This is a genomic window from Actinomadura geliboluensis, assembly GCF_005889745.1.
Taxonomy (GTDB): Bacteria; Actinomycetota; Actinomycetes; order Streptosporangiales; family Streptosporangiaceae; genus Spirillospora; species Spirillospora geliboluensis.
The window spans coordinates 12,573-27,565 of record NZ_VCKZ01000062.1; the positions used below are offsets into that span (position 1 = coordinate 12,573).

General features: G+C 73.1%; 13 protein-coding genes and 1 pseudogene. 7 read left to right on the top strand and 7 right to left on the bottom strand.

The features are described 5' to 3' along the window. Window positions 1–122: 122 nt before the first annotated feature. Complete coding sequence (locus ETD96_RS11635; RefSeq protein ID WP_138636324.1) at window positions 123–2,261, top strand: peptidoglycan recognition protein family protein; 2,139 nt, start codon at window positions 123–125, stop codon at window positions 2,259–2,261. On the opposite strand, the gene ETD96_RS11640 is transcribed toward ETD96_RS11635, so the two are convergent. The 7 genes from ETD96_RS11640 to ETD96_RS11670 are packed head-to-tail and all read right to left on the bottom strand — an operon-like array spanning window position 2,249 to window position 9,614. Next, window positions 2,249–3,574, bottom strand: coding sequence for an FAD-dependent oxidoreductase (locus tag ETD96_RS11640; protein WP_205719218.1), 1,326 nt, complete (start codon window positions 3,572–3,574; stop codon window positions 2,249–2,251). The two genes, ETD96_RS11635 and ETD96_RS11640, sit on opposite strands and share 13 nt — an antisense overlap. Further along, window positions 3,571–4,374: an aspartate/glutamate racemase family protein gene (locus ETD96_RS11645; protein ID WP_138636325.1), complete on the bottom strand. Its 804-nt coding sequence runs from the start codon at window positions 4,372–4,374 to the stop codon at window positions 3,571–3,573. Before ETD96_RS11645 ends, ETD96_RS11640 begins: the two co-directional genes overlap by 4 nt. A gap of 2 nt (window positions 4,375–4,376) precedes the next feature. Continuing rightward, entirely contained in the window at window positions 4,377–5,834 is a 1,458-nt protein-coding gene (locus ETD96_RS11650) for an FAD-dependent oxidoreductase (RefSeq protein ID WP_138636326.1), read from the bottom strand. Between the two features lie 11 nt (window positions 5,835–5,845). Beyond that, window positions 5,846–6,433, bottom strand: coding sequence for a cysteine hydrolase family protein (locus ETD96_RS11655; protein ID WP_138636327.1), 588 nt, complete (start codon window positions 6,431–6,433; stop codon window positions 5,846–5,848). 24 nt (window positions 6,434–6,457) lie between these two features. After that, complete coding sequence (locus ETD96_RS11660; RefSeq protein WP_138636328.1) at window positions 6,458–7,231, bottom strand: SDR family NAD(P)-dependent oxidoreductase; 774 nt, start codon at window positions 7,229–7,231, stop codon at window positions 6,458–6,460. Next, window positions 7,225–8,634 (bottom strand): FAD-dependent oxidoreductase, encoded by a 1,410-nt coding sequence (locus ETD96_RS11665; protein ID WP_138636329.1) that lies wholly within the window; start codon window positions 8,632–8,634, stop codon window positions 7,225–7,227. The genes ETD96_RS11660 and ETD96_RS11665 overlap by 7 nt, the downstream gene beginning before the upstream one ends. Continuing rightward, window positions 8,631–9,614 (bottom strand): isocitrate lyase/PEP mutase family protein, encoded by a 984-nt coding sequence (locus tag ETD96_RS11670; RefSeq protein WP_138636330.1) that lies wholly within the window; start codon window positions 9,612–9,614, stop codon window positions 8,631–8,633. The genes ETD96_RS11665 and ETD96_RS11670 overlap by 4 nt, the downstream gene beginning before the upstream one ends. Before the next feature lie 206 nt (window positions 9,615–9,820). On the opposite strand from ETD96_RS11670, the gene ETD96_RS11675 reads away from it, so the two are divergent. From ETD96_RS11675 to ETD96_RS11700, 6 genes and pseudogenes are all read left to right on the top strand, one after another. Beyond that, on the top strand, window positions 9,821–10,996 hold the full coding sequence (locus ETD96_RS11675; protein ID WP_138636331.1) for an acyl-CoA dehydrogenase family protein: 1,176 nt from the start codon (window positions 9,821–9,823) through the stop codon (window positions 10,994–10,996). Beyond that, window positions 10,993–11,910 (top strand): VOC family protein, encoded by a 918-nt coding sequence (locus ETD96_RS11680; RefSeq protein ID WP_138636332.1) that lies wholly within the window; start codon window positions 10,993–10,995, stop codon window positions 11,908–11,910. The genes ETD96_RS11675 and ETD96_RS11680 overlap by 4 nt, the downstream gene beginning before the upstream one ends. Continuing rightward, a complete protein-coding gene (locus ETD96_RS11685; RefSeq protein ID WP_138636333.1) occupies window positions 11,907–12,752 on the top strand; it encodes an alpha/beta fold hydrolase in 846 nt (281 codons plus the stop codon). The genes ETD96_RS11680 and ETD96_RS11685 overlap by 4 nt, the downstream gene beginning before the upstream one ends. 27 nt (window positions 12,753–12,779) lie before the next feature. Continuing rightward, window positions 12,780–13,955 (top strand): acyl-CoA dehydrogenase family protein, encoded by a 1,176-nt coding sequence (locus tag ETD96_RS11690; RefSeq protein ID WP_138636334.1) that lies wholly within the window; start codon window positions 12,780–12,782, stop codon window positions 13,953–13,955. Beyond that, entirely contained in the window at window positions 13,952–14,803 is an 852-nt protein-coding gene (locus tag ETD96_RS11695) for an alpha/beta fold hydrolase (RefSeq protein WP_171068976.1), read from the top strand. Before ETD96_RS11690 ends, ETD96_RS11695 begins: the two co-directional genes overlap by 4 nt. Continuing rightward, a pseudogene (locus ETD96_RS11700) lies at window positions 14,803–14,993 on the top strand (fumarylacetoacetate hydrolase family protein); the annotation flags it as partial. The gene ETD96_RS11695 and the pseudogene ETD96_RS11700, both read left to right, overlap by 1 nt.

Here is a 14,993-nt window from a genome sequence, read left to right on the forward strand (position 1 = left end):
TCAGCCTCCGGCGTGTCCACTTTCAGGAAATCTTCAGAAATGTGTGACACTAACCGCGGTCGCAGCGCTCTCTGATCATGGCGCGACCCTCACCTCCCCGGCTCGGCCGTGAACGGAGAAGCATGCTCAAGCGGACGATCATCGGCGCGTCGGCGGCCGCCGTGGCGGTGGCCGGCACGGTGACCTGGACGGTCACCGCGAACTCGACCCCGGAGCCGACCGCGGCGACGGCGGCCGCGGCCAAGGGGCCGGGCGCCGGACGCGTCCACGCGCGCGGCCTCCAGGACATGGCCGGCGCCGCCACCGCCCGCGGCGGGAAGACGGCGGGGCTGCCCGCCGCGACGACGGAGCCGTTCAGCCTCGTCGGCGTCACCTGGGACAAGCCGCGCGAGGAGCTGCGCGGGACGGTCCGGGTCCGCACGCGCGACGCCGCCACCGGGAAGTGGTCGGGCTGGCAGGTGCTGGAGCCGGAGCTCGCCGACGCCCCCGACCGGGGGCAGGACGGGCGCGGCGGCACGAACGGGCTGTGGGTCGGGCCGTCCAACGGCGTCGAGGTGCGCGTGGCCGGGCAGGGCCGCACCCTCCCCGAGGGCCTGCGCGTCGACCTGGTCGACCCGGGCGCCCGGACGGCGCAGTCCCCGGGCGCGCCCACGCCGCGCGCCGCCGGGCCGGACGCGGGCACGGGCATGAAGCTGGTCGCGGCCACCACGCCCCTCAACGCGCCCGCCGCCGCACCCGTCACGGCGCCGAAGCCGGCGATCGTGGCGCGCGCCGGGTGGGGCGCGGACGAGTCCATCGTCCGGAACCCGCCGACCTACGACACGTCGGTCAAGGCGGTGTTCGTCCACCACACCGACACGGGCAACGACTACACGTGCGCCGAGTCGGCCTCGGTGATCAGGTCGGTGTTCCTGTACCACGTGAAGAGCCAGGGCTGGGACGACATCGGCTACAACTTCCTGGTCGACAAGTGCGGCACGATCTTCGAGGGACGGGCCGGGGGCGTCGAGCGTCCCGTGCACGGCGCCCACACCTACGGGTTCAACACAGACACCACCGGGATCGCCGTCCTCGGCACCCACACCGCGGCCAACGACCCGACCACGCCCGGCACCGCGCCGGCCGCGGCGGCCCTCGACGGCGTCGCCAAGACCGCCGCGTGGAAGCTCGGGCTGACCGGTGTCGACCCCACCGCGAAGACGATCCTGACCTCGGCCGCCCCGGACGGGTCGGGCGGCAAGTACCCGTTCGGGCAGAAGGTCGAGTTCAACACGATCTCCGGTCACCGCGACGGGTTCGCGACCGCGTGCCCCGGCGAGCAGCTCTACGCCAAGCTCCCCGCGATCCGGACGGCCGCGAAGCAGGTCACGGTCCCGGCCCTGACCGCCACCGTGTCCGGCGCCAAGGCCGCCGGGGGCCGCTACTACACCAAGAGCACGGCCACCCTGAACTGGACGCCGGCCGAAGGCGCCGCCTACACCGTCAGCGTGGACGGGGCGACGGTGGCGAAGCCCGCCGCCGGGGCGTCGTCGGCGACGGTCACGCTCGCGCCGGGCACGCACAGCGTCCAGCTGCACGCCGCCTTCGCCGACGGCACCGCCTCCGCCTCGCCCGTCTTCACGGTCGTCGCGGACACGACCCGGCCGGTCGTCTCGTCCATGGCGCTGGCGCTGCGCAAGTCGACGATCAACGGCACCGCGGTCCCCGTCACGCTGTCCTGGAAGGCCACCGACAACGCGCTGCTCAGCTCGCTGAAGGCCACGTCGCCGTCCGCGAAGACGTTCTCCACGACCACGATGAGCTGGGCCGCGACCTCGAAGGCGGGGGCGACGCAGTCGTGGTCGCTGACCGCCGGGGACGCCGCGGGCAACACCGGCACCGCCGCCCTCAGCCGCTACACCGGCTACTACAACGAGGGCGCCGCGCGCCGCACCGGCACCTGGAAGACCACGACCACCAAGTACTACCTGGGCGGGCGCGGCCTCTACAGCAGCTCCCGGGGCGCCAGCGCGAGCTGGACGTTCACCGGCCGCACCGCGGGCCTGATCTTCAAGCGGGCGTCCAACCTCGGCGCCGTGTACGTCTACGCGGACGGCGTCAAGGTCGCCACGGTGGACACCCGCTCGTCGTCCACCCTCTACCGGCAGCTCACGTGGACGCGCTCGTGGAGCACCAGCGGCAAGCACACCATCAAGATCGTCGTCGCGGGCACGTCCGGGCGCCCGACGGTCGGGATCGACGGCCTGGTCTACCTCCGCTGAGCGAGCCCGTTGCCGATGATCCAGCCCATGCCGAAGGCGGACAGCAGCCCGTTGCCGGACAGGTAGCCGTCGGAGTGCGGCCCGGCCAGTCCGCAGGCGGTTCCACCGCCCGCGTACAGGCCGGGCACCGGCGCGCCGGCGCCGTCGAGGACGCGCCCTGACGGGTCGATCACGAGCCCGCCCTGGGTGGCGAGCAGCCCGTGGGTGACCCAGGCGAGGTGGTAGGGCGCGGTGAGGCGGCGGCGTCCCGGCAGCGGGGCCAGGGCGCGCTCGGTCTCCTCGACCGTCCGGCCGAGCGACGCCGCCAGGTCCTCGATGACGGGACGGTCGTGGACGGCCCCCGCGGCGAGGCATTCGCGCATCATCTCCGACTCGCGGGTGGCGGCCATCGCGGTCGCGTCCCAGACCATCGCGGCGCGCTCGCCCGGCTGGCCCTGGAGGATCCCGGCCATGGACGAGTAGCCCTTGGACTCCTCGTCCACGAAGCGCTCGCCGTCGAGGTTGACCAGCACCGCGCCGTTGAACGGGAGCGCCGGGGACACCCGCGTGCCGTGGTCCACGACGACGAGCCCGGAGCGCAGCCCGGCGCCCATGTTCCGCACCCGCGCGCCGAGCCGCCGCGCCCAGCCGAGCGCGTCGCCGGTCGAGGTGGAGACGCCGCCGTAGAACGGCGTCCCCAGGTGGGGCATGTGCTCCTTGACCAGCGCCTGGTTCCCGGCGAACCCGTCTGTGGCCAGGACGACGGTTCCGGCCCGGACGCGTTGCAGTGACCCGTTCTGCGAGACGACGACGCCGGTGACCTGGCCGCCGTCCGACACGAGGTCGACGACGGGCGCCTCGTCCACGAACGCGACGTTGTCGTGGCCTTCGAGGAGGCCGCGCAGGTGGCGCATGAGCCGCCCGCCGCCCAGCCGCCCGGTGTCGGTGTGCAGCCGCCGGGCCGTCATGCCGGCGCGCGGCATGTCGAGGCCGAGTTCGACGGGGTGGCCGGTGTCCGCGATCCACTCCACGAACTCCGGCGCCGCCGCGCACAGCGCCTCCACGACCGGGCGCCATTCCTCGTCGCCGCTGGCGCGCAGGATGTCGTCGGCGTGCCGTTCCGGCGAGTCGTCCACGCCGGCGGCGGCCTGCCAGCGGGTGCCGCCCGCCGCGAGGGAGCCCGAGGAGATCGCGGCGTTGCACCCCTCGCGCGTCGACTTCTCGAACACGGCGACGACCAGGCCGGGGTCGCGCGCCGCGCGGAGCGCGGTCATCACGCCGCAGGCGCCGCCGCCCGCGATGGCGACGTCGACCTCGGCGTCCCAGCCGGTCACGCCAGGGTCCCGTTCGTGCCGTAGAAGTCGCGCGCGGCGTCGACCAGCGGCCGCGGCGGCCGGGCCCCGTAGAACCCGGTGCGCGCCGGGGCGAGCCCGGTCGCGCGGAACTGCGCGGCGCGCAGTTCCGCGACGCGCACGCACGTGCCGAGCGAGTCGAGCACCGGCACGTCGTCCACCCGCGAGAGGCCCTGGTCGGCGAGGAACACGTTGAGCGGCCCCTCGCCGGGGACGATGACGTTCGCGCCGTCCGCGATCGCCTCGCGGGCGGCCCGGGTGAACGCGTCCAGCAGCGGCGCCGGGTCGGCGTACGCGGCCATCACGTCGGTGAACTCCGCCCCGACCTGCACGATCGGGCCGACGAGCTGATCCAGCCGGTAGTTGCGCATGTTGCGGCGCAGCTGCGGTTCGAGGGCGCCGATGAAGTTGACGATCCCGACGCGGTCGCCGAGCGCGCCCGCCATCAGCACCGACGTCTGCCCGAACGCGATGACGGGGATGTCGACCAGCGTCCGGACCTCCTCGTAGGCGGTGTCGGGGATCGTCGCGATGAGGAACGCGTCGTAGCCCTCGTCCTGCGCGCGGAGCGCCGCGTGCGCGAACTGCTCCCGGTGCAGCCCCGCGAGGTAGGCGTAGCCGATGTGCGTCCCCGGATAGTCGGACGGGTACGTGCCCGGCTTCATCCCGTGGAAGTCGATCTCGGTGCCGGGCGCCGCCTGCGACCGCAGGTGGCGGGCCAGCGCGTCCCGGTAGTGCGGGACGTCGTCCAGGACGGTGAACGACTGGTGCCAGATCCGCATGGTCACGCCCCTGCCGCGCGGGCCGCGGCGTTGGCGCCCGCGATCCGGCCGAACGTCGCGCCGCGCAGCACGGACGTGGAGCCGGTGTAGTTGGAGTAGTACAGCCCGGTCAGCTCCCCCGCCGCGTACAGGCCGGGCATGGGACGGCCGTCGCGGTCGACGACCTCGGCGGCGGACGTGGTCTTGAGCCCGCCGAAGCTGAACACGTTCGCCGCCATGATCGGGTAGGCGGCGAACGGCCCGTCCGCGATGGGCCGCGCCCAGTTCGACTTCGGCGGAGTGAGCCCGTCCGTCGCCAGGCCGTCCGGCTGCGTGTGGTCGAACCCGTCCGAGGGCGGGCAGGCCGCGTTGTAGGCGGCGATGGTCGCCTCCAGCTCCGCGACCGGCAGCTCCAGCCGCCGCGCCAGCTCCCCGATCGTGTCGGCGGTGACGGGCGGGACGTCGGTGCGGACACCCGCCATCAGGTTCGGGACGCCCAGCCCGCGCTGGTCGAGGATCACCCAGGCGATCCCCTCGGTCTGGGCCTGGATGGCGCGAGTCGTCCGCTCGTACCAGGCGTCCACGGTGCCGCGCGCCTCGTCCGCGAACCGCCGCCCCTCCCGGTTGACCAGCACGCCGTAGGGGAAGCAGAAGATCGCCGCCTCCGGCTCGCCGCTGCGCGGGTCGACGGGCTCGGCGTGGAACAGCGCGAAGTTCCCGGCGGTGGCGGCGCCGAGCGCCAGCGCCATCTCCAGCCCCTCGCCCTTGTTGTAGTTGCCGCCCTTGGCGACCGGGCGGCAGGTCAGCGCCCGCTCGCCGTGGTAGCGGGCCATCAGCTCGAAGTTGCCCTGGTAGCCGCCGCTGGCGAGGACGACCGCCCCCGCGAACACGGCCGGGCCGGACGGGGTGTGCGCGAACACGCCGCCGACGCCGTCCCCGGCGGGGACGAGCCGGCGGGCCGTGGTCTCGAAGTGGAACTCCACGCCGAGGTCGCGCGCCGCCTTGCCCATCGTCTCCACGATCGCGAGGCCGCCGCCGACAGGCGCCATCCGGGTCGTCGATTGCGTGAGGAACGGCGTCGGCATGAAGTCGAACCGGACGCCGTGGCCGGACATCCAGCGCAGCGTCGGCGGCGCCTGCTCCGCGAGCGTCGCGACGTAGTCGGGGTCGACGGTGTGGGTGGCGCGGTAGAGCGGGCTCTGCCGCCGCGCCGGGAGCGCCGCGTCGTTGACGATGGACGGGTCCGGGTGGCCCATGAAGTCGTCCACGAGGGCGTCCTCGAAGCCGTCGGCGACCTCGTCCGGCGACTTCATGCGCAGGAACGCCTCGGTGTGGCGGGTGTTGCCGCCGGTCTCGGCCTCCGTGGAGCGTTCGAGGACCGCGACGCGGGCGCCGGCCTCGGCCGCCGCGACGGCCGCCGACAGCCCGGCGACGCCGCCGCCGACCACGACGACGTCGTACCGGTGGGTTGGTTCGGTCATGCCGCGTCCCTTCAGAACCGCAGCTCGGCGGAGGTGGTCACGGTGCCGAACAGCGGCAGCATGTTCGTCACCGAGAACTCGTGGAAGTCGGGGCGGAACGAGGCGCACATGTCCTCGACGACCGTCACCTGGAGGCCGGAGTCGGAGGCGTGCCGCGCCGCCGACTCCACGACCAGGTTCGTCGCGACGCCGCCGAGGACGACCTCGGTGACCCCTTCGGCGGCGAGGACGTCGCGCAGCGCCGTCCCGACGAACGGGTCCACGCAGCCCTTGTCGACCACGGGCTCCCCCGCGACCGGCGCGAGCGCCTTGACGATCTGCGCCTCCGGCGAGCCGGCGAGCATCGCGCGCTGCTCCTCGTAGGGGTCGAAGCGCGGGAGCCGGTTGGTGCGCAGCCTGTAGGACGGGTCGAACGCGAGCCGCACGTGGACGACGAGCGTCCCGGCGGCGCGGGCGGCGGCCAGCACGCGCTCGGCGGTCGCGAGCACGCCGCGCTCGGCGATCTGCGCGGCGAGCGGCGGCATCCGCAGGTGCGGCCCCTCCTCGCACAGCGCGACCTGGTAGTCGAGCATGAGCAGGGCCTTCTTGGCGGCGGTCATCGGGTCTCCTTAGAGGGTTTCGGGCTACCAGGCGGACCAGCCGCCGTCGACGTACACGACCTGGCCGGTCATGTACCCGGCGGCGGGGCTCGCGAGCAGGAGCAGGGGTCCGGCGAAGTCGGTGGCGGGGTCGCCGAGGCGGCCGAGCATCGTGCGCTCGCCGAACCAGCGGAGCCGGTCGGGGTCGTCGCCGAGCGGGGCCGTCATCTGGGTGGGGTAGAAGACGCCGGGGGCGAGGCAGTTGACGTTGACGCCGTGCGGGCCGAGTTCGGCGGCCAGCGCCCGGGTCACGTTCACGACGCCCGCCTTGGACGAGTAGTACGCCGACTCCGGGACGGGCCCGACGCGTTCGGCGTAGACGGTCGTGAGGTTGACGATGCGTCCGCCGCGCCCCTGCCGGGTGAGGGCCTTGCCGGCCTCGCGTCCGACCAGCCAGGTGCCGGTGAGGTTGACCCGGACGACCCGTTCGAACTCCTCGACCGACGTCTCGTCGTAGGGCTTGCGCAGCATGACGCCCGCGGCGTTCACCACGACGTCGAGCCCGCCGTGCCCGCCGGTGACGGCGTCGATGAGGGCGGCGACGGACGCCTCGCCGGTGACGTCCACCTCGTGCGTTGTCGCGGCGCCGCAGGCCCGCGCCGTCTCGGCGAGGTCGCCGGCCCGCGACGCGAGGTCGGCGACGGCGACCGTCGCGCCCGCGTCCGCGAGCGCCCGCGCCGCGCGCTCCCCGAGGCCGCCGGCGGCGGCACCGACCACCAGGGCGACCTGGCCGGTCAGGTCGAAGGACGGCGTCACCACTCGATCTCACTCTCCTCGCTCGCGGCGCCCCGGCCGGCGATCCGGCCGAACACGCCCGCCTTGCCGATGGAGGTGCCGGTCATGTAGCCGGCACCGTGGAAGCCGCCGGTGATCTCGCCCGCCGCGTAGAGGCGCTCGATCGGCTCGCCCCACCAGTCGAGGACCCGCATGCGGGTGTCGACGGTCAGCCCGCAGTACGTCGCGAGGACGACCGTCCCGGACGGGTGCGCGTAGAACGGCGGCCGGTCGAGGGGCGTCGGCGCGCCGACCCCGCCCGACAGGTGGGCCCGGCCGAGCGGGTCGGGGCCGCCGGACTCGATCGCCGCGTTGTACTCGGCGACGGTCCGCTGCAACGAGCCCTCGGGAAGGCCGATCTCGGCCTCCAGCCCGGCGATCGTGTCGGCCGTGAGCAGCATCCCGGCGCGCTCGCGGCCCGCGAACTCGTAGATCGGCACCTCGTCGTTGGCGAGCGCCATCGTCCGGGCGTCGAACACCTGCCAGGTCGTCACGCCGGGCTGGGCGAGCGCGGCGTCGCCGATCTCCTTGTAGTTGCGCGACTCGTCCACGAACCGGCGGCCCTCGCGGTTGACGGCGATGGCGCCCTTGTAGACCGCGAGGATGCCGGTGCCGTCCTCGTCCGGATGCTCGACGTGGAAATGCCCGTAGGTGCCCTTGATGTACGGGGTGTCGCGTACCCCGGCGCCGAGCGCCATCGCCATCTTCAGGCCGTCGCCCTGGTTGCCCGCGCCGCCCTGCCGCAGCGCGTGCTCCATCTGCGGCGCGAACGTGGCGAGCAGGTCCGGGTTCATCGAGAAGCCGCCGGTGGCGAGGACGACCGCGTCCGCCAGGATCTCCCGGCCGCCGGCGAGCCGGACGCCGGTCACCCGGGAGCCGTCGTGCAGCAGCCGGTCGGCCGGGGTGTCGAGCATGATCCGCGCGCCCAGCTCGCCGGCCGCCTTGAGCAGCCGCTCCAGCATCCGGGTGGTGTCGGACGGGTGGCTGCGCGGCACCGACTGCCCCGACGCGGCATGGATCTCGCCGTACCGGACGCCGTGCCCCTTCAGCCAGCGGTACGTCTCCAGCTGGTGCTCGCAGTACAGGTCCACGAGCGCCGGGTCGTTGCGGTGCCTGCCGACGTCGAGGAGGTCCTTGCGGAGCAGGTCGACGGAGTCGGCGATGCCCTGCTCGGCCTGCTCGTCCGTCCCGGCGAAGGCGGACAGGCCCGCGGACTTCACCGTGGAGCCGCCGATGTCGCCGGTCTTCTCCAGCAGCAGCGCGTACTGCCCGGCCTCGGCGGCGGCCAGCAGCGCGGCGCACCCGGCGAGGCCCGCGCCGAGGACGAGAACGCCCACCCGCTCGGGCGGCGCACCGGTCTCGACCGGCAGGCCGGGAAGGGCGCTCACTCGAAGCTCCCGTACTCCCGGTCGAGCGCGCTCTCGGCGGCGCTGAACGCCGGAAGGTTGAACAGCTCCTGCCGCTGCGACCAGGTGGCCATCCGGTCGGCCCGGGACGCGGTCTCGCCGTGCTCCCGCAGGTGCGCGAGCGCCTCCCGGCCCGCGAGGTGCATCGAGCGCATCAGGTAGTTGGCGAACAGCACGACGCCGAAGCCCAGGCGGGCGTACTCGGCCACGTCCAGCTGCGGGGTCTTGCCGCCCTCCACGACGTTGACGAGCAGCGGGACTCCGGCCAGCTCGCGGCCGACCAGCTCCAGCTCCTCGACCGTCCGGGGCGCCTCGACGAACAGCGCGTCCGCGCCCGCCTCGGCGTAGGCGCGGCCCCGCTCGATCGCCTCGTCGATGCCGTACGCGGAGCGGGCGTCCGTCCGGGCGATGATGACGAGCCCGTCGTCCTCCCGCGCCTCGCACGCCGCCGCGATCTTGGTCTGCATGTGCCCGGACGGGATCAGCGTGTGCGCGTCGAAGTGGCCGCACCGCTTGGGCATCTCCTGGTCCTCCAGCTGGAGGCCCGCGACCCCGGCGCGCTCCAGCAGCCGGACGGTCCGCATCGCCGACAGCGGCCCCCCGTAGCCGGTGTCGGCGTCGCAGATCAGCGGGACGCGGACGGCCTCCGCGAGCCGCCCGGCGTGGTCGGCGACCTCGGCCTGCGAGACGAGCCCGATGTCGGGGAGCCCGTACCCGGCGTTGGCGAGCCCGGCGCCGGTCGCGTAGACGGCGGCGAATCCGGCCTCCTCGACGAGCCGGGCGCCGAGCGCGTCGGTCGCGCCGGGCAGCACCAGCGGCTCGATCGCCGCACCCGGCGCGGCGGGCGTGGCGGCGGCCAGCGCGGCGCGCAGCGCGGCCCGCTTGCCGCGCGCGGTCGGGCCGGGCCCGACACCGGTCAGCGACGACAGCAGGCCCGGCTCCCAGGGCGGGGTGTGCGGCACGGGAACTCCTCCATGTAGTGATTACTACAGAGCTTAACCGTGACACCAGTCACCCGGAGAACGCAACTCGGCCCAGACTTGGAGATCTACGCCGGGACACTTGCCTTCCCCGGAGTAAGCGTTCTACGGTTCCGTGTAGTGAGTGTTACAGAGATGCGGGTCACGCCATCCCCCCGCGCTCTCCCCTACCGAAGGAACTGACGCCGATGACCGTCCTGGACGAGGTCCGCCGGCTGGAGCCGGAGTTTCGCGCCGAGGAGGACCTGTCGGCCGCGCAGCGTTCGCTGACCGGCCGCGCCTTCACGCACATGCAGGAGACCGGCCTCATGCGCGGCCTCCAGCCCAAGCGCTGGGGCGGCGCCGAACTGTCCCTCCGCGAGCACCTCACGAGCGTCTACGAGCTCGGCCGGATCGCGCCCTCGGCGGGCTGGGTCGCCGGCGTCATGGGCTCGCACCCGTGGCAGATCGCCCTCTTCCCCGAGGAGACGCAGGCCGAGGTCTGGGAGTCCGACCCCGACTGGAACGCCTCCTCGTCCTACGCCCCCACCGGCAAGATCGAGCCGGTCGACGGCGGCTACCGCGTCTCCGGCCGCTGGTCGTTCTCCTCCGGCTGCGACCACGCGCAGGGCGTCATCCTCGGCGGGTTCGCCGGGAAGGTCGAGGTCGCGCCGGGCGTCGAGGTGCCGAACTACGGGTCCGCGCTGCTGCACCGCGACCAGTACGCCATCGAGGACACCTGGCACGTCGGCGGCTCGCGCGGCACCGGCAGCAAGGACATCGTCGTCGCCGACGCCTTCATCCCCGCGCGGCGCTTCCTGTCCAGCCCGCTCTACGAGTACAACCCCGACCGTCCCGCGCCCGGCATGGAGACCAACCCCTCCGCGCTCTACAAGGTGCCGTGGGCGGTCATGTTCAACCTCGTCCTCGTCGCGCCGATGCTCGGCCTCGCCCGCCGCGTCCTGGACGACTGGACGTCCGACACCGCCGTCCGCAAGGCGAACTGGGGCGGCACCTACGCCGACGACCCGCTGATGCAGATGCACCTGGCCGAGGCCGAATGGGTGCACGACGCGGCCGTCATGAAGATGTACGACGCGATCGACACGATCACCGAGGCCGCCGAGGCCGGCGTGTACCTGGAGAAGCGGCAGCGGGCCCGGCTGCGCTGGAACATCACCAAGGGCTGCCAGGAGACCGGCTTCGCGATCAACAAGCTGATGCGGGTCGCCTCCGGCCGCACGGTCTTCGTCGACCACCCGCTGCACCGCCTCTACCAGGACGTCATCGCCGAACTCGGCCACGCGTTCCTCGTCTCCGACGGCGTCGGCCAGTACTACGGCGCCGCCCTCCTCGACTCGTCCGCACCGGAGGTCATGCTGTGATTTCGCAACTCGCCTACCTGGGGATCGCGTCGCCGAAGGCGGAGGAGTGGCGGGACTACGCCACCCGGCTGCTCGGCGCGGTCGTCGCCGGGGACGGCCCGGACGGCGCCGTCCGGGTCAAGGTCGACGACAAGGGCTACCGCATCGCCGTCCACCCCGCGGAGCAGGACGAGTTCCGCTACGCCGGGTGGGACTGCGGCAACGAGACCGAGCTCCGCGCGTACGTCGCCGAGCTGCGCGGCAAGGGCGTCGAGGTGCACGACGGCGGCGCCGGCGAGGTCGAGGAGCGGCAGGTCGCCGAGCTGTACTGGTTCACCGACCCGTTCGGCAACCGGCACGAGCTGCTGTGGGGCCAGTTCTCCCAGCCGAACTCGTTCTTCCCCGGACGCCCCATGCGCGGCCGGTTCGTCACCGGGGACCTCGGCCTCGGGCACATCGTGCTGATCGTCCCCGACCTGGCGAAGGCCGACGCGTTCTACGCCGACACGCTCGGCTTCCGGCTGTCGGACCGGGTGAAGAGCGACATCTTCAACCTGCGCTTCTACCACTGCAACGGCCGCCACCACTCCCTCGCGGTCGCCGAGATCCCCGGCATGACCGGCATCAACCACCTGATGCTGGAGGTCGAGTCGTTCGACGACCTCGGCACCGCGATCGACCTGTTCACCGCCGACCCGGAGCGGGAGATCCTGCTGTCGCTCGGGCGGCACACCAACGACCTGATGACGTCCATCTACGTGCAGACGCCGTCCTCGATGCAGATCGAGTACGGGCACGGCGGGATCACCGTGGACGACCTCACCTGGGTCGCGGGCAACCACGACCTGCCGTCCATCTGGGGCCACCACCGCTCCCAGGCGTACCTGGACGGCCCGCCCGGGATCTTCCGCATGGTCGAAGGGACGGGCGCATGACCGCCGCGATCCGCGTCGAGGACGTCGCGATCGGCGGCGGCCGGCACCTGCGCGTCAACCAGACCGGCACGCCGGGCGCGCCCGCGCTGCTGTTCCTGCACGGCTCCGGGCCGGGCGTGACCGCCGCGTCGAACTGGCGGGAGGTCATCGAGGGGCTCGGCGACACCTACCACTGCGTCGCGCCCGACATCCTCGGCTTCGGCGACTCCAGCTACCCGGACCCGCAGCCGCAGGGCTTCACGGCGCAGGCCGAGGTCCGCATCGACGCACTGTTCCAGCTGGTGGACGCGCTCGGCCTGGAGAAGGTCGTGCTCGTCGGCAACTCGATGGGCGGCATGTACTCGCTGCGCATCGCCCAGCTCCGGCCCGACCTGGTCTCCGGGATCGTGCTGATGGGCTCCGGCGGCATGCCGGGCCTGGAGCCGACCCCCGAGCTGATCAAGCTGATCACCTACTTCGACGACCCGACCGTCGAGGCGATGGCGGACCTGCTGATCCAGTTCGTCCACGACAAGAGCGCGTTCGGCGACACGGTCGAGAAGGTCGCGGCCGAGCGGATGCCGATGGTGCGGCGGCCCTGGATCGAGGCGGGGCACCGGGCCATGTTCGGCCCCGAGATGCTCGCCTTCACGCCCGAGGACCTCGCGAAGATCGACAAGCCGACCCTGGTCGTGCACGGCCGCCAGGACGTCATCGTGCCGATCGAGTGCAGCTACTACCTGGCCGACCACCTGCCCCAGGCGGACCTCTACGTCATCGACAAGTGCGGCCACTGGACCCAGATCGAGCAGGCCGCACGCTTCCAGGCGATCGTGCGGACCTTCGTCGGCGCCGGTCTCTGACATGACATCCCAGGACGGAACACCACTATGAGCATGATCGAGAAGGCGCGGGCGGCGGCGGACGCGCTCGCCGCCGCGGACGCGCCGAGCGCCGAGCAGCGCCGCCTCACCCCCGAGGCCGTCGCGGCGCTCGACGGGATCGGGGTGCTGCGCGCGCTCCAGCCCGCCCGCTGGGGCGGCGGCGAGGCCCACCTCGCCGAGTACGCCGAGACGGTGATCGAGATCGGCCGGGCGTCGGCGTCCGCCGGCTGGGTCGCGTCCGTCGTCGGCGTGCACCCGTGGCAGATCGCCCTCTTCCCCGAGGAGACGCAGGAGGAGGTCTGGGGCGCCGACCCGGCGCGCCGGATCGCGTCGTCCTACACCCCCACCGGCAAGATCGAGAAGGTGCCGGGCGGGTACCGGGTGTCGGGCCGGTGGAGCTTCTCCTCCGGCAGCGGCATCTGCTCCGGCGTCATCCTCGGCGGCATCGCCGGGACCCGCGAGGTGAACGGCACCGAGTACCCCGACTTCGTCTCCGTCATCCTCGACGAGGGCGACTACCGCATCGAGGAGACCTGGAACGTCGCGGGCCTGCGCGGCACCGGCTCCGACGACATCGTGGTGGACGGCGTCTTCGTCCCCGAGCACCGCGGCCAGTCGCACGTCTACTACACGCACGGCCTCGGCATCCCGCTGCCCGGCCAGGAGCGCAACGACGCCCCGCTGTACCGGACGCCGTGGGCGGTCACCTTCAACCTGATCATCGCGGCGGGGGCGCTCGGCGCCTGCCTCGGCTTCTACGACCAGTGGGTCACCGAGACGCGGGGCCGCCGCACCAACTACGGCCAGCTGCTCCGCGAGGAGCCCGTCGTGCAGAACCACCTCGCCGAGGCCGCTTGGCAGCTCGACGCCGCCGTCCTCAAGGTGAAGCGGACCGCGTCGGAGCTGATGGAGGCCGCCGAGCGCGCCGAGGTCCCGTCGCTGGAGCAGCGCGCGTTCTGGCGGTGGGACGTCGCCCGGTCGGCGAACGCGGCGCTCGACACCGTCCAGGCGCTGATGCGGGTCTCGTCGGGCCGCTCCGCGTTCCTCGACCACCCGCTGCAGAGGAAGTTCCAGGACGCGGTCGCCGCCGGCAGCCACGCGTTCCTGTTCGACGACCCGCTCGCCAAGGCGTGGGGCGGCCGCCACCTCGGCGCCGAGAAGCTCGCGGCGGTGCACCTGTGATCACCTCTTCTGACGTCGCCGTCAAGGTTCGGGACGGGGAGCTGACGTTCCGGCTGCACGAGACCGGCGAGCGCGGGCCCGAGGCCGTGCTGTTCCTGCACGGCTCCGGGCCCGGCGCGACCGGGCTGTCCAACTGGGAGCGGATCATCGCCGACCTCGGCGACCGGTTCTGGTGCCTCGCCCCCGACCAGATCGGCTTCGGCGACTCCTCGCACCCGCTCGACGCACCGCGCGGCATGGGCCCGTTCAACGAGCTGCGCGCCGAGGCGCTGCTGGCGCTCGCGGACGAGCTGGGCCTGGAGAAGGTGCACCTGGTCGGCAACTCGATGGGCGGCCAGCTCGCCCTCCTGATGACGCTGGCCCGGCCCGAGCTGGTCGGCAAGATCCTGCTGATGGGCAGCGGCGGCGCGCCGGACATGCCGGTCAGCCCCGGCCTGAAGCACCTCCGCGAGTTCTACGCGAGCCCGAGCGCGGAGTCCCTCAAGGGGCTGCTCACCGAGTTCGTGTACGACCTGGAGCCCATGCGCGGCACCATCGACCGCGTCGTGGCCGAGCGGATGGCGTACGTGACCCGGGAGGACGTCCGCCGCTCCCACGAGGCGTCGTTCGACCCGAACGGGACGCGCCGCTTCTTCACACCCGAGGACCTCGCGGGCATCACCCACGACGTGCTGTGCGTGCACGGGCGCGAAGACCGGATCATCCCGGTGGACGCGAGCAAGTACTTCGCCGACAAGCTCCCCAACGCCGACCTGTACGTCATCGGCCGGTGCGGCCACTGGACCCAGATCGAGCACCCCGAGACCTTCGAGAAGCTCCTGCTGGGGCTGATCGGCGGAGAGATCTGATGCGCATCGCCAACCACGCGGGACGGGCCGTGCTCGTCGTCTCCGACGACAAGGCCGCAGATATCGAGACGGCGTCCGCCGGACGCTTCGGCCCGGCCCCGCAGAGCCTCTACGACAATTGGGACGCCTTCGCGGCCTGGGCGGCAACCGCCACCCCGGCACCGGACGTCGAGATCGACCGCCTCCACCT